Raw genomic sequence first — 15,386 nt, forward strand, 5'->3', positions numbered from 1 at the left:
AAGTTGGTTGAAATGATACGTCTTTATTGACAAAAAATAAGTAACTAGGTAAAGTTAATCACATTAAGGTAACTAAAAAAGGAGAGTGTCTAAAGTGAGAAGGAAAATTGCGGTAGTTTTAAGTATCATGTTTATAGGGGTGCTAGCTGCTTGTTCAAAAACAGCGACGAAAGACGATAACATATTAAAAGTGGCTGTAACTGATCAATTAGGCACTTTAGATTCTACTAAATACAGTGATACATTTAGTGTTGAAGCAATACAAAACGTTTATGAAGGATTGTATACGTATAATCAAAAAAATAAACCAGTGTTAGCTGCAGCAAAAAGTGTGACGGTTAACAAAGCAAAAACAGTTTACACCTATAAATTAAGAGCTGAGAACTGGTCAAATGGGACTCCTGTTACAGCAAATGACTTTGTTTACGCTTGGCAAAAACTAGCAAATCCTAAAACAGCATCACCTAATTCACAACGAATTGATATTATTAAAAATGGGTTTGCTATCCGAAATGGCAAGATGGCCGTTGATAAGTTAGGTGTTAAAGCGCTGAATAAAACAACATTAGAAGTTACTCTGGCACAACCAATTAGCTATTTACCAGAAGTATTAACGGGTGCACCATTTGTACCTCAAAATGAAGCTTACGTTAAAAAACAAGGTAGTCAATATGCAACGGATTCACAACATATGATTGTGAATGGTCCTTATAAATTAACTGATTGGGAAGGAACTAATAACAAATGGTCATATGTTAAAAATACCAGTTATTGGAACGCTAAATCAGTTAAGTTAGCTAAAGTTGACGTTCAAGTTGTTAAAGATGGTGCAACTGCTGGCAAGTTATATCAAACAGGGAAGATTGATTTCTCAATGTTAGCAAATGATTATGTTAAACAATATAAGAATGAAAAAGGGTTCGCAACACGTAAAACACCAATGATTGGTTATTTAGGTTTTAATACTAAGCGTGAGGCAACTGGTAATAAACATATTCGTAAAGCAATTGCGCTAGGATTTAATAAAAAATTATTAGCTAGCAAAATTCTTAATGATGGTTCATCTGCATTAAATGGAATCGTCCCAGCTAAATTTGTGTCAAATCCGATTAATGGGGAAGATTACCGTAAAGAAGCAGGAGACTTGCTTGCTTTTAATAAAAAAGAAGCTAAAGCAGAATGGGAAAAAGGACTTAAAGAGATCGGTAAGAAGGACTTAACAATTGAAATATTGGGTTCTGATACGCCAGAAGCTAAACAAGTGATTGAATACTTGCAAGCGCAGTTAGAGAGTAACTTACCTGGATTAAAAATTAACGCACGTAATATTCCAATTAAATCGCGATTAGCAGCAACAACGGCTTACCAATTTGATATCGTTTATGGGACATGGACACCAGATTATGCTGATCCAATTAACTTTATTAATGATGGTGGCGCTTATCATTTAAATACCGATTACAAAAATGCACAATATTTAAAAGATATCGATCAGTCTAAAAATGAATTTGCAACAAATCCAACGAAACGTTGGAATAGCTTGATTGATGCTGAAAAGCAATTGGTCGAAGAAGATGCTTATACAGTACCTGTTTTCCAAGGTGCAATGGCCTACTTATTGAACCCAGATGCATCCGGATTACACATTAACCCATATGGAACGACATTATTTTATCGTGACATGTCTATTAAGTAGATAATAGTTAGCTGTTTCAAAGCTTTATAAAGTTAAAATAAGATAGATTAAAGTCTGGCCTTTGGTCGGACTTTTTTTGTTGTAAAATGTTAAACTGGTGGAAGTGTATTAATAATAAATGAGGTGTGAACCCATGAAAAAGTTACTTCAGAAGAACATTATTTTAATTCTAACGATTATTATCGGTGGCATACTCGTAATAGGTGTTAAATTTGATCAAGCACTGTATTCAGATACGATTGTTAAAATAACACAGGTTAAGGATGAAAAAACTGAAAAAGTAACAGATGAATTTGAAAATAAAGATACACAGACTAAACAAAAATTATTTGGAACTGTGATGAATGGTAAGTATAAAGGGCAAAAAATAAGACTACCAAATACATATTCTTCATCTCGCGCAAATGATCAAAAATACCAGAAAAATGATCAAGTATTTGTAACGATTAATCCTCATAAAAGTGGATTAACTGGTATTATTGATGGGTTCAAACGAGATGTCGTCGTGGCCATATTAATTTGGATTGCCGTTAGTATGCTGGTAGGATTTATGCAGTTTAGTGGCATGATTGCTGTATTAAGTATCGTCTTAAATATGATTATTTTCTTTTTAGCCATTAAATTTGAAATATTCGTTAATATTACGAACTTCTTTTGGATTTTCGCAGGTATTGCTCTAATATTTGCAGTACTGACCTTGAGTTTGGTAATTGGCTTTAATCGACAGATGCTGGTCACGTTATTGGCAACTTTGACGGGAACTAGTTTATCGTTAATCATTAGTGTCATTATTTTAAAACTGACAAATGATCAAGGGATGCATTACGAAGCTCTATCTTATGCAACGCAAGCGCCAAAGGAACTATTCCTTGCTGCCACACTACTAGGTTCTCTAGGGGCTGTCATGGATGAATCGACAGATATCGTTGCAACACTATTTCAATTAAAAAAAGAACAACCAACTATTTCATCGAAAGAACTTTTTAAATCTGGACGTGAGGTTGGACAATCGATTATGGGACCATTAATTAACGTCTTATTCTTAATTTTTATTGCTGACATTTTCCCACTTGCCGTTTTGTACTTTAGAACGACCAATACAATTGGCTATACTTTTTCATGGACCATGGCTTTAGGAGTTGTCCAAACATTAATCAGCGGTATTGGGATTGTCATTGCGATACCTGTCGCAAGTTTTTTTGCAAGTCGATTAATCAAAGGGGATGACACATTATGATTACAATTGGTTGGTTAAGTGCCATTTTATTTGTCTTAATGGTCATTGTTGGAGGAATGAATGGTGTTCGTTCATTTTTAAGCTTATTTTTTAATTTTATCATGTTATTTTTTACGATTATTTTAATTACGGGAGGATTTCCGCCGGTAGCAGTGACCCTAATTAATGGCATTATTATTTTAGCTATTACGATTTTTCTTGGTGATGATAATGTGCAAGTTACTGAAACTGCTTTTTATGCTTCGTTAATTGTTCTGGTTATTCTCGTTCTTTTGATTATTCCAGTTGAACATTTTGCTGCAGTTCAAGGTTTTGGTGCAGAAGATAGTGAAGAAATAGAAGCATTTTCGTTATTAGTAGGCGCTAATTTTATGCAAATAGCGATTTCAACAGCTATTTTTAGTACTTTAGGCGCAATTGCTGAAGGTGCGATTGCAATTTCGGCTGGCTTAAATGAGATTATTGAACAAACACCAACAATTGATTTAAAAAAGTTATACGCAGCTGGTATTAGTATTGGTAAACATATTATTGGAACAACGTTTAATACACTATTTTTTGGTTTCTTTGGTGGCTTTTTAGCGCTATTTATTTTATTAGTACAGACGCATGCTACATTCGCAGATATTATAAATGATAAAATTTTTGTTGCAGAATTAATAATGATTTTATTTTCTATTATAGGTGTTATTCTAGCGGTTCCAATTACAGCATGGGTTTTAATTCAAAAATTAAAAATAAAAAAATAATTGAAATGAGTTTATGGTTATGTGTATAATTAAGAGATACTAATATAGGGGGATTTAAAATTGAATTATAAAAATTATATTGCTGAATTTATCGGCACATTTTTCTTGGTATTATTTGGTACAGGGGCAGTTACGTTAGGTAACGGTAGCCCACTTGTTATTGCACTTGCATTTGGTTTAGCTATTACATTGATGGTTTATGCTATTGGACCTGTTTCAGGTGCACACATCAATCCTGCTGTTTCATTAGCAATGTACATCAACAAGCGCATGTCATTGACTGATATGGTTGCTTACTGGGTTAGTCAAATCTTAGGTGCGATTGTAGCATCTAGCGTGGTTAAGATGATTATTTCATCAATGACAGATACATCAAAAGTTGCTGATGGTTTTGGTTCAAATAGTTATGCAACAATTCCTGGTGGTATGGCATTTTTCGTTGAAGCCTTATTCGCATTCTTATTCATCTTTATTATTTTGATGGTTACGAGTGAAAAATTTGGTAACAGTAATATTGCTGGCTTTGTGATTGGTTTAACATTAACAGTACTTATCTTTGTTGGTTTACCACTTACAGGGGTTTCAGTTAACCCTGCTCGTAGTATTGGACCTGCACTTTATGCCGGTGGCGATGCACTTTCACAACTTTGGGTATTTATTCTTGCACCATTAGTTGGTGGTGCTATTGCAGCATTCGCAGCAAAATATATTTTTAACAGTGAAGAAGCTTAATTTAATTAAGTGAATCATAAGCAGTGAATTCCGAGAGGGAATTTGCTGCTTTTTATTTTTAATGTATGTTATGGTTAATATAGATAGTGACAAGTGAGAGGAGAAATAATGGCATTTTTAGGAACGATTTGTTTAGTATTAGTGGCAACATCAATTGCGGGTCATGTCAGCACACGAATTGGTGTTCCTAGTGTTATCGGGCAATTATTAGTTGGTGTTTTACTTGGACCAGCAATGTTGAATTGGGTCCATTCAGATCATTTATTTGCGATGTTCGCAGAAATTGGTGTGATTATTTTAATGTTTATGGCGGGATTAGAAAGTGATTTAGATCTACTTAAAAAGTATTTAAAACCGGCCTTATCAGTTGCGACTTTAGGTGTTGTCTTCCCTATCTTAGTTGTCTATTACTTTGGTCGAATTTATAATTTTGGATTTGAATCGGCTTTATTTTTAGGTGTTATCTTTGCGGCAACGTCAGTTAGTATTTCCGTCGAAGTCTTGAAAGAATTAAAACGATTAGATTCAAAAGAAGGTGCAACAATCCTAGGTGCGGCCGTTGTGGATGATATCTTAGCTGTTGTTATTTTAAGTGTATTAGTTAGTGTATTTGGTAATATTACAAGTACCGGTGATAGCGCACAAGCTAACATTTGGATTGGCTTCTTATTAGAATTTGTTTACTTCATTGGTATTTTAATCCTATTCAAGTGGGTGGCGCCTTTCTTGATGAGATTAAGTGAACGATTATTAGTTGGCTCATCGATTACGATTATGTCACTGGTTATCTGTCTAGGTATGGCCTACTTAGCTGACTTAGTGGGGTTAAGTGCTGTTGTTGGTGCCTTTTTTGCAGGAATTGCAGTGGCACAAACACCGTATAAAAAAGAAATTGATGCCAATATTGAACCAATTGGTTATGCAGTCTTTATTCCAATGTTTTTCACGAGTATTGGATTAAGCATGTCATTTGATGGATTTATGAAAAATATTTGGTTTATCGTTATTTTAACGATTTTGGCCGTCCTCACAAAATTACTAGGTGGTGGATTAGGTGCTAGGTTACTTGGATTTGATTTAAATAGTGCATATGTAATCGGTGCGGGGATGATTTCTCGTGGCGAAATGGCTTTGATTATTGTCCAAATTGGGTATACCGCACACTTGTTGTCGACGGAATACTATTCGGCAGTTATCATGGTAATTATTATTTCAACTATCGTAGCACCGTTTATGTTAAAACATGCGATTGGTCGACAAAATAAAATTGAATTGAAGAAATAGTTGAACTGTTGAGGAACTAGCCTAGTGCTAATTTTTCAACAGTTTTTTATTTTTAAATGGTTACTAAATATCGCTATTCTGGCGTATTCATTTTATAATGAATTAAATAACTTCAAATGAAGAAGGTGGAATAATGAAACAATTATTGATTGCACAAGATTTATCTAGTGTTGGTGGTGTTTCATTAGGGATTGCGGTTCCTGTTTTAGCTAGTTATCAACAACGGACGACAATATTGCCAACAATGTTATTAAGTAGTCATACAGGTGGATTTGGAGTACCAATGAAGGTAGACATCTCACCATTTATAAAAGCTTTTGAAGAACACTGGGCAACTATTCCAGTTCAATTTACGGGCGCATATTTGGGCTATCTAGGGACGGCAGAAAGTATTAAAATGATGGGGATTCTACTAGATAGGTTATCTGATGATAAAGCACTCACCGTTATTGATCCAGTTATGGCTGATCACGGCACGTTATATTCAGGACTGACAAACGACTATGTAGAAGAATTAAGCATGTTATGTTTAACGCAAGCAGATTTAATTTTACCCAATTTAACAGAGGCTTACTTATTGGCAGACTGTAATTATCAGGAAAATCCTAGCGAGGCAGAAATTAAAAAGTTACTAACACGTTTATTAAAGAAATTAAATTTAAAAGCGGTTATAATTACAGGAGTTACAAACCAGAAAAATCAAATTGGTGTTGTTTTTCTAACAAAAGAAGGCGAATCAGGTTGGGTATTAAAAGAACAACGTGAGAATCATTATTTTGGGACAGGAGACTTGCTAGCAAGCTGCGTAGTGGGTGAGTTAATGAATGGTCATTCACTAAGGGAAGCATTGGAATTTGCAGTAGAAGTAACATGGAAAGCGATGAGTAATTCTGATAATGAAGGACTTGATCAAAGGTTAGGGGTTAATTTTATGAGTATTTTACCCGATATTAACGATAGAATGGAAAAATAAAATGAGAAATGAAAGATTAAGAAGCATTATTTTAGCGGGATTATTTGCGGCAATTATTTATATAGGTATCTCAGTTTTTAGAATACCAATCCCAGCTATGGTGGGAAAACCATTTATTCATTTCGGTAATTCACTAGCAGCATTGGCCGTGATTTTTTTAGGGTTTAGTTATGGCACAATTGCAGGAGCGATTGGTCTGGGATTATTTGATATTTTGAATGGTTATGCAGATACGTCATATTTTACTGTACTAGAAGTAGTGGTTATTGCATTACTAATTACGGTTGTTACGAAAGGATTAAAAAATTATCATGGTAAATATTGGATTATCATTATTGCTGCAACGGCAGGAATTGGTAAAATAGGAACATCATATTTAGTTTCGATTGGTGAAGCAATGATTAAAGGTGTTAGTTTTAATGTCGCCGCTGTTCAGGCGTTTTTAAGTTTACCTGCAACTGTTGTTAATTCAATCTCGACAATTATCATTGTTAGTTTATTATACGTACCCATTAAGCGATTGATGGTAAGGTTTAATCGGTAAAAAAGTCCAAATAAAAAAGGGTTGATGTGCGTGAGCTCACATTTACCCTCTATACAAATTGTCCAGATTGAACATATTTCATTTCTGTTGATAAGTTGGAAACGGCTGTTTCGATTGTTACCCCAGAACCTGAAATGGCTGGATTATTTTTTGAACTAGCAATAAAGATTTGTTTTTCAGTGTCTAAAGAAATCGTATACCAGTTTTTACTAAATGTTCCAAATTTCATAAGTGTGTATCCTCCGTATTTCTATATCTTACTACCATGAAAGCGCATTCTACTTTCTTTAGTAGAAGCTTAGTATAGTACGTACATAAAATGAATGCAAGTCATTTGTTTTATATTAACCAAAAATTTTTTAAATAATATGAAGAAGTCTAAAAACGATAAAGGGATGATTTAATGCAAAAACGAATATTCGTGATCACGGGTGCTCCGGGAACAGGTAAAACGACGATTAGAGACTATCTAACCAAGCAATTTGATGCCAAAAAGGTGATTACTCACACAACTAGGCAACCAAGAGTTAATGAAAAAAATGGTCGCGATTATTATTTTGAATCCGATGAAACTTTTTTTAATTTTCATTATTTAGAACATGTTGAGTATGATCGCCATTACTATGGTTCATCAAGAGAAGCGATAGATGCTGCTTGGTCAGAGGCAAAAAATGCGACAATTGTACTCGATACGGCAGGTGCCATCACGTATTCAAAAGAATTACCAAAAGAAACAGTTGTCTTATATTTGTCTGTATCGGATAATCAGATATTACAAGATCGGTTAATTAAACGGGGAGATACGATTCGAAATCGAAGTTTACGCTTAGATTCTGGTGAAGCAAAACGAGACATGAAACTTCCAGCAGATCTTGAAGGTATAGCACATGTCATTATTAATGACGATTTAGTTGACGCAAAGAAACAGATTGATCAGTTAATTCAATCATTAGGTTAAGAGTGATTGCTTTTTTTAGTTGATATGGTATTCTTCTTAAAGAGTAACCATTATTATTTAGAAATGGAGATAAGCCTTTTGACTGAATTAATTGATGATGCATTGCATATACTAAAAGAAAATAAATATAAAATTACGAAACAAAGAAAAAGTTTATTAACGTATTTAAGTCAGTATGAGGAAGCTTATGTTGACGTTACAGTTGTGGATGACTATATGAGAAATAAATATCCAGGGATGAGTCATAATACAATTTATCGAAATATCAAAGAATTTAAAGAAATGGGTCTTGTTGAGCAACGGATGAATGGTGAACGAGCCTGTGTAAAATATCAATGTGATTTTAGTCACAAACATCACCATCATTTTATTTGTACTTCTTGTAGTAAGGTGGTTGAACTTGATAGCTGTCCGCTAGATTATTTTGTAAAACAGTTACCAGGTTACAAAATAGAAGAACATAAATTTGAATTACATGGGATTTGTGATGAATGCCAAAAAAAATTATCGAAAAATTAAGTTTATCTTCGAATAAACTTCAATAACAAATGGTTTAATGGAAAAAGTACAAAATTGGAGTGAGAGTTAATGGCATATAGAACGCCACCATTTATAACACCTTTTGCAATTGTTTCTATCGTACTTGCATTGGGCGCAACTAACGTTGTTGTTAACAAAACAACGAATACAAACGAAGGAGCAACAGTTTCTTCAGTAGCTTCATCACCGTCGGAAACTAAACCTAAAGTAGACGATAATTCGAGTTCCAAAGAAGTAAGTTCATCTTCTGAGACGAGTTCTTCTGATTCGTCCTCTTCATCAGAAAGTTCAAAAGATGAGTCTAGTAGTTCAAGTGCTGCCGATGAAACATCAAACAAATCAGCAAGTACAAGTGCCGATAATACAACGGATGATAAGAGCGCGGAAACAAGTACCGATGACACAACTGATACAAGTACAGATACTGATACAAATGCGGATAAAGCTAGCTCGGCAACAAGCACAAGTAGTAGCGTGAAGAATACTAAAACGGTAACGACTGACAAAGCCAAAGCCAGTGCAGAAACGACAAATACAGACTAAGGATTAGGAGGTAAATAAATGTTTAGTTTACTAGATTTAGCAAACCATTATTTAGGGTTTATTAATGTTAATTTAAAATTAAAAAATAGAATTTATACTGTTTTAGGCTTTCTTGGTAATTGGTATTTATTGTATATCGCATCACGATATTTCATAAATGGTTATTATGTTAGAGGTAGTTTGTTTATTCTTGCTTTTTTTGTTTTATTATATTTTATTGTTTTAAATGTTATTCATTATTTTACAAATAAAACAACTAAATTTGATCCTTCACCGAAAATTGAAAAATTGTTGGGCGGACCGCCTAAGGAAGAAATTGAAGGAGATAAACGTCGCCGAATGCAACCAGGTTATGTTCAAACGAATGGCCTATTTGATTCTAAAATGCTGATGCCAGCGACACTTAGGACAAATAGAAACGAAAAAGTAAGTATTCAAAAAATTGCTGATCAAATGAAGCAAGTTAAGTATTCAGATTTTGATTATGATGGATTGTCAGATGATGCTATTATAAAAGAAATTCAGAAAACAGGAAAACCAGTGTCAGAGTTAGCACAGCCCGTTGCTTTTCCATTTTTTGAATTAAAAATAGAAGACGAAAAAATGAATGTTTACGCTGGAATGAATCAGATTGATAAACAATTGATTGGTCGCCTAACCCATGTTGGTTTATCTGATATTGAAACGGCTAAAGAACAATATGATATTTACTTAGCAACAGCAACTATTTATGGTGGTAATCAGAAGGTTGCTGGTCGATCATCAGTTATTGAAGAATCACATAAATTTCACGTTAAAGTTCAAATTGCCTATAAAGAAAAAGAAAATTAGTAAAAAAGTGATAGCAAATAACTACATTGCTATCACTTTTTTTGTGATTATATGGTACATTTAAAAAAGACTGCAATTAAACATCCATTTGGTAGTATAATTAAAGTATCACAAAAAAGAATAAAAGAGTTAAGAGAAGGGGATTGAGAGTATGGCAATGATCGAATTTAAAAATGTGGAGAAATATTACGATAAATTTCACGCATTGAAGAATATCAATTTAAAAGTTGAAGCAGGCGAAGTCGTCGTTATTATCGGGCCATCTGGTTCTGGAAAAAGTACATTAATCAGAACTATCAATGGTTTAGAGCAAGTTAACGAGGGGCAACTATTAGTTGATAATTTTGATTTAGCAGATAAGAAAACGAATATTGATAAAATCAGAAAAAATGTTGGGATGGTATTTCAACATTTTAACTTGTACGAAAACAAAACTGTTTTAGAAAATATTATGCTTGCACCACGTTTAGTTTTAAAACGGGATGAAGCTGAAAATAAAAAAATCGCAATGGATTTATTAAAAACAGTTGGACTTGATGATAAAGCACAATCATATCCTAGAATGTTATCAGGTGGACAATCGCAAAGAATTGCCATTGCCCGTAGTCTAGCTATGAAACCTAAGGCGCTATTATTTGATGAACCAACTTCTGCATTAGATCCTGAAACAATTGACGATGTTTTAAAAGTTATGAAAGATATCGCTAAAAATGATGGGATCACAATGATTGTTGTAACTCATGAAATGGGCTTTGCTCGTGAAGTAGCCGATCGTGTTATTTTCATGGCTGATGGTCAAATTCTTGAGGATGATACAACAGTAGAATTTTTCGACAATCCAAAAGAAGAACGTGCAAAAAAATTCTTGAGTAAAATTATTAAACATTAAGGAGCTCAAGACTGTGAGAGTGGGGATTAAAATATGAAACAATTAAGAAAAATTAGCTTATTGTTTATGAGTATAGCTATGGTATTAGTTATTGCAGGCTGTGGAGCGCAAAGTAAAGCCAACATTGCAACAACAGCTAAAGAAACAAAAACAATTAACTGGGGTGTTAAAGCAGATACGAAGTTATTTGGTTTAATGAACATCAAAACCGGTGAAATCCAAGGATTTGATATTGATATTGCTAAGGCAGTGACAAAAAAAATCTTAGGTAAAGATGGTAAAGCTAATTTTGTTCAGGTAACAAGTAAAACAAGAATTCCACTTTTGAAAAATGGAAATATTGATGCAATTATTGCGACGATGTCCATTTCTAAAGATCGTGAAAAACAAGTTGATTTTTCTAACTCTTATTTTGCTGCCGGACAAGCTATTTTAGTTAAAAGAACAAGCTCAATTAAATCCGTAAAAGATTTGAATAAAGACGGTATGGTTGTTTTAGGTGTTAAGGGTTCAACTTCAGTTATTAACATGAAGAAGTATGCACCTAAAGCAGAAGTGCTGGAACTAGATGATTATGCGCAAGCATTAACCGCACTAAAATCTGGTCAAGGTGATGCTTTAACAACTGATAATGGTATTTTATATGGGATGGTTAAAGAGAATTCTGATTTTGCTGTTGTTGGTGGTACTTTTACGCATGAACCTTACGGAATTGCGATTGATAAAGGCCAAGGTGAATTTAAGAATGAAGTTAATAAGGCTTTAGCTGAAATGCGTGCCGATGGCTCGTATGAAAAATTATTAAACAAATGGTTTGGCGATATTCCAGGATTTAGTGTGAAGGAGGCGAGTCAACAATGATTACGATTTTTACAGAACATTGGCAAGCCTTATTAACAGGACTTGGCTATACATTGTGTTCAAGTGTACTCGCATTATTTTTTAGTTTAATTATAGGTTCGTTCTTTGCAATTTTGGAAGAAATGCCATATCGAATTTTAAAAATTATTGCACGTATCTATATTGAAATATTTAGAAATATTCCGTTATTGGTTGTTGCAATGTTTTTCTACGTTGTGGTACCTATGTACGTTACGAATATCAACGGATTTACAGCTGGAACAATCGGACTAACGATTTACACATCTGCCTTTATTGCAGAAACAGTTCGTGCTGGGATTAGAGCTGTTGATCCTGGACAAATGGAAGGTGCTCGCTCAAACGGGTTAACATTCATGCAATCGATGTTTCATATTATTTTACCCCAGGCATTTAAATATGTGATTCCACCTTTGGGTAATCAGTTCATTAATTTGGTAAAAAACTCTTCAGTTTTAGCCTTCGTTGCTGGATTTGATTTAATGTACCAAGGTGATATTATCGCATCAACAACATTTGATACAATCAACACGTACATTATCGTTGGGGTGTTATATTTAATTATCACGATGCCATTAAGTTATTACATGAGACATTTAGAAAAGAAATTAAGTTAAAGGGGGTCTAGAAAAATATGTCAGATTTTATTGCAGCATATAGTTGGGAAAATATTCGCTACTTACTACAAGGATTATTAGTAACAATCGAAGTTTCAGTTATTTCAATTATTTTCAGTTTTATAATTGGCGCTATTCTAGGCCTAACACGATATATTAAAGTAAAACGTTTATCTGCTATAGTTGGTTTTATAATTGATTTAATTCGAAATTTACCATTACTTTTAATCTTATTTTTCGTTTATTTTGGCTTAGCAAATGTTGGTATTCGGTTATCAATTTTCTGGTCAGCAACGTTAGCGATGACCGTTTTCGAATCAGCAATGTTAGCTGAAATCATTCGAAGTGGTATTCAAGCTGTTGAACCCGGACAAATGGAAGGTGCTCGCGCAAATGGTCTAACTTATTGGCAAGGTCTGCGTGTGATTGTCTTACCACAAGCTTTAAAGAAAATGATTCCACCATTGGTTAGTCAATTTATCTCATTAATTAAAGATACGTCATTGGCTACTATCATTGTTTTACCAGAGTTACTGTATCATGCACAATTAGTATACGGTCAAAATACTAATTATGTTATTCCAATGTTCGTCGCTTTAGCAGTGATGTACTTCGTCGTTTGTTATGCACTATCATTGGTTTCAAGATACTTAGAAAGACGCTTAGCGTAGACAATAAAATAAAAATGGTTGTTGAAATCTATATAGATTTTAGCAACCATTTTTATTAGTTAGTAGAATCGGCATAAAATGACGGTTTGTTTGATTGAAAAATAAATTAGAAAGAAGATGATGTCATGGTGAAAATTGCTGTTATTCTAGGGAGTTCAAGAGAGAATTCTATTGGTAAAAGGGTCATTAAGTATATTGAAGGAGTAGCAAAAAATCAGGATAATGTTGAATTTTCATTTCTAAAATTAAGTGACTATCAGTTAACCTTCTTCCACGAAAAATTGGCACCTATGCAAAATGAAAATCGACAACTACCTGAAAATGAAGCACGATGGATAGCGGATGTAGCTGCGGCAGATGGCTTTATTATCTTAACGCCTGAATATAATCATGCTATTCCAGCCGTTTTGAAAAATGCAATCGATTATTTGGCTTTTGAAGGGCAACGTAAACCAGTTAAGATTGTGGGCTACTCAGATAACATGCGCGGTGCACAATTTGCAACAGCTGAATTAGTACCTATTTTGAATCGATTAGGATTTATCACGTTGCCTACGCCAACATTATTGGGAATAGTTGATCAAACATTTAATGAAGATGGACAACTAAATAACGATGCTAAGTTAACAGATTATACAAAAAATAAAATTGCTCAGACTTTGCAAGAAATTAAATTTTATACACAACTTTTTGTGAATAATCCTTTTCCCGGAAAATGATGAATTAAAAATAAAAATGTGTAATGACAATAGCTGTCATTACACATTTTTTATTATAGATCTTTATTTTTATGTGTTTCGTATAAATAAACCGGGATACCAAGTGCAACAATTGTAAATGAAATTAAAACACCTACAATATCTGATTGAACTTCGCTAACTAAAACGAAGGCTGCACCTAAGATAGCAACAATAGGTGTTATGGGGAACAATGGAACTGAGAAAACACGTTTTAAATCTGTTCCTTTATTCCGACGGCGTAAGATAAAGAGGCCGACGAAAGTCATAACATAAAAGCAATAAACTGTAAAAATACAAATTTCAGATAAGCGATCAGCATCAAAAAATAAAATCATAATCGCTGCAATACTTAAAGCCACACATGTTGCAATAACAGGTGAATGTGATTTTGGATGTAAATAAGATATTTCTTTATGGAAAGGTAATTGTTTGTTCTTACCCATTGCCCACATAATTCGAGGGAATGTCATGATTTTACCGTTCATACAACCAAGAATAGAAATAATGACACCGATATTCATAATTTTTCCACCAAGTTGGCCAAAGGCAATCTTAGCAAATTGTGGTGTTGCATTTTCGCCTAGTTGATGGATTTGACTAGCAGGCATGACACGCATAATACTGAACGAAACAAGAATATAAATAAGAAGAACAATTGAAATTCCTAAAACAATAGCTCTAGGTAATGTCTTTTTAGGATTTTTAATTTCATCACCCATATTAGCAATCAGAATCCAACCATCATAAGCAAATAAAGTAGCTAGTATACCAACACCAAAATTATTTGTAGAGTGACTGACAGTTGCAACAGATTGGCCAAGTGCATTTGCATTGCCAAAAAATAAACCAAAAATAATAATAGCAGCAATAGGGAATAATTTACAAATAGTTGTAATAATCTGGAATGAAGCACCATAACGATTTGATAGCATATTTAGGAAGCCAATAGAAATGACTGCAATTAATGCGATTAAATGAGAATAACCAGCTGGAATACTAAAGAAATCTACTATTAAAATAGCAAGGTACGCGCCTAACGCAGCAATCATAGCTGGTCCATACACGATAACTTGCATCCAACCAGCTAAGAAACCCCAAATTTTACCGTAAATTTTTTCCATGTAGATATATAATCCACCGGTTTCTGGAATTTGAGATCCAATTTCAGCAACAGTTAGTCCAGCGGTTAAGGTTATGATACCACCACATAGCCATGCGAGCAGGGCATTTGTAGTAGAGCCGGTGTAGTCAAGTACCGAAGCTTGTTTAAAGAAGATACCAGAACCAATAACAGTTCCGATTACGATTGATAATGCTGACCATAGACCTAACGATCTGTTAAGTCCAACTGCTGGTTTTTTTTCCAAAATTGAATCCTCCTTTTCTAAAATGAATAGTTGCATTTTAGCATAACAGCGGGAATCATGCAATAAACTAGATATGATTATGACGACAAAAAAGAGTGCGTGAATCGGCTATTTCAGACCGATTCACGCACTCTTT

The 15,386-nt window shown here is 33.9% G+C and carries 18 protein-coding genes; 16 read left to right on the forward strand and 2 right to left on the reverse strand.

Annotation, left to right across the window (positions count from 1 at the left end; all coding sequences use genetic code 11):
- Positions 1-94 precede the first annotated feature (94 nt).
- From AC1RPY_RS01245 to AC1RPY_RS01275, 7 genes are all read left to right on the forward strand, one after another.
- Positions 95-1,696 carry a peptide ABC transporter substrate-binding protein gene (locus AC1RPY_RS01245; RefSeq protein WP_481760940.1) on the forward strand — a complete coding sequence of 534 codons (1,602 nt, stop codon included), beginning with the start codon at positions 95-97 and terminating at the stop codon, positions 1,694-1,696.
- A 133-nt stretch (positions 1,697-1,829) separates the two neighbouring features.
- Positions 1,830-2,933: a YibE/F family protein gene (locus tag AC1RPY_RS01250; protein ID WP_481760939.1), complete on the forward strand. Its 1,104-nt coding sequence runs from the start codon at positions 1,830-1,832 to the stop codon at positions 2,931-2,933.
- A complete protein-coding gene (locus AC1RPY_RS01255) occupies positions 2,930-3,682 on the forward strand; it encodes a YibE/F family protein (RefSeq protein ID WP_481760938.1) in 753 nt (250 codons plus the stop codon). The genes AC1RPY_RS01250 and AC1RPY_RS01255 overlap by 4 nt, the downstream gene beginning before the upstream one ends.
- Before the next feature lie 60 nt (positions 3,683-3,742).
- Positions 3,743-4,414 (forward strand): MIP/aquaporin family protein, encoded by a 672-nt coding sequence (locus tag AC1RPY_RS01260; protein ID WP_481760937.1) that lies wholly within the window; start codon positions 3,743-3,745, stop codon positions 4,412-4,414.
- Positions 4,415-4,522: 108 nt separating this feature from the next.
- A complete protein-coding gene (locus AC1RPY_RS01265) occupies positions 4,523-5,698 on the forward strand; it encodes a cation:proton antiporter (protein WP_481760936.1) in 1,176 nt (391 codons plus the stop codon).
- Between the two features lie 133 nt (positions 5,699-5,831).
- Positions 5,832-6,671, forward strand: a complete 840-nt coding sequence (locus tag AC1RPY_RS01270; protein WP_481760935.1) for a pyridoxamine kinase — start codon at positions 5,832-5,834, stop codon at positions 6,669-6,671.
- 1 nt (position 6,672) lies between these two features.
- Positions 6,673-7,215 (forward strand): ECF transporter S component, encoded by a 543-nt coding sequence (locus tag AC1RPY_RS01275; RefSeq protein ID WP_481760934.1) that lies wholly within the window; start codon positions 6,673-6,675, stop codon positions 7,213-7,215.
- A 49-nt stretch (positions 7,216-7,264) separates the two neighbouring features.
- Here the strand turns inward: AC1RPY_RS01275 and AC1RPY_RS01280 are convergent, their stop codons facing one another.
- On the reverse strand, positions 7,265-7,444 hold the full coding sequence (locus tag AC1RPY_RS01280) for a hypothetical protein (RefSeq protein ID WP_409021673.1): 180 nt from the start codon (positions 7,442-7,444) through the stop codon (positions 7,265-7,267).
- 174 nt (positions 7,445-7,618) lie between these two features.
- Here AC1RPY_RS01280 and AC1RPY_RS01285 point away from each other — a divergent pair, with 174 nt between their 5' ends.
- From AC1RPY_RS01285 to AC1RPY_RS01325, 9 genes are all read left to right on the forward strand, one after another.
- The gene (locus AC1RPY_RS01285) at positions 7,619-8,173 is read left to right on the forward strand and encodes a guanylate kinase (protein ID WP_481760933.1); all 555 of its coding nucleotides are present in this window, start codon (positions 7,619-7,621) and stop codon (positions 8,171-8,173) included.
- A gap of 78 nt (positions 8,174-8,251) precedes the next feature.
- Positions 8,252-8,692, forward strand: coding sequence for a Fur family transcriptional regulator (locus AC1RPY_RS01290; protein WP_409021670.1), 441 nt, complete (start codon positions 8,252-8,254; stop codon positions 8,690-8,692).
- A gap of 69 nt (positions 8,693-8,761) precedes the next feature.
- Positions 8,762-9,256, forward strand: coding sequence for a hypothetical protein (locus AC1RPY_RS01295; protein ID WP_481760932.1), 495 nt, complete (start codon positions 8,762-8,764; stop codon positions 9,254-9,256).
- Between the two features lie 18 nt (positions 9,257-9,274).
- A complete protein-coding gene (locus tag AC1RPY_RS01300) occupies positions 9,275-10,087 on the forward strand; it encodes a DUF6681 family protein (protein ID WP_481760931.1) in 813 nt (270 codons plus the stop codon).
- Positions 10,088-10,238: 151 nt separating this feature from the next.
- Positions 10,239-10,976, forward strand: coding sequence for an amino acid ABC transporter ATP-binding protein (locus tag AC1RPY_RS01305; RefSeq protein ID WP_409021667.1), 738 nt, complete (start codon positions 10,239-10,241; stop codon positions 10,974-10,976).
- A 33-nt stretch (positions 10,977-11,009) separates the two neighbouring features.
- Complete coding sequence (locus tag AC1RPY_RS01310) at positions 11,010-11,837, forward strand: glutamate ABC transporter substrate-binding protein (protein ID WP_481760930.1); 828 nt, start codon at positions 11,010-11,012, stop codon at positions 11,835-11,837.
- The gene (locus tag AC1RPY_RS01315) at positions 11,834-12,472 is read left to right on the forward strand and encodes an amino acid ABC transporter permease (protein ID WP_481760929.1); all 639 of its coding nucleotides are present in this window, start codon (positions 11,834-11,836) and stop codon (positions 12,470-12,472) included. The genes AC1RPY_RS01310 and AC1RPY_RS01315 overlap by 4 nt, the downstream gene beginning before the upstream one ends.
- Positions 12,473-12,489: 17 nt before the next feature.
- Positions 12,490-13,143, forward strand: a complete 654-nt coding sequence (locus tag AC1RPY_RS01320) for an amino acid ABC transporter permease (RefSeq protein ID WP_409021664.1) — start codon at positions 12,490-12,492, stop codon at positions 13,141-13,143.
- A 125-nt stretch (positions 13,144-13,268) separates the two neighbouring features.
- On the forward strand, positions 13,269-13,862 hold the full coding sequence (locus tag AC1RPY_RS01325; RefSeq protein WP_481760928.1) for an NADPH-dependent FMN reductase: 594 nt from the start codon (positions 13,269-13,271) through the stop codon (positions 13,860-13,862).
- Between the two features lie 53 nt (positions 13,863-13,915).
- On the opposite strand, the gene AC1RPY_RS01330 is transcribed toward AC1RPY_RS01325, so the two are convergent.
- The gene (locus tag AC1RPY_RS01330; RefSeq protein WP_481761139.1) at positions 13,916-15,253 is read right to left on the reverse strand and encodes an APC family permease; all 1,338 of its coding nucleotides are present in this window, start codon (positions 15,251-15,253) and stop codon (positions 13,916-13,918) included.
- Positions 15,254-15,386 lie beyond the last annotated feature (133 nt).

This window comes from Dellaglioa sp. CoH-56-MRSF-12 (genome assembly GCF_056782075.1).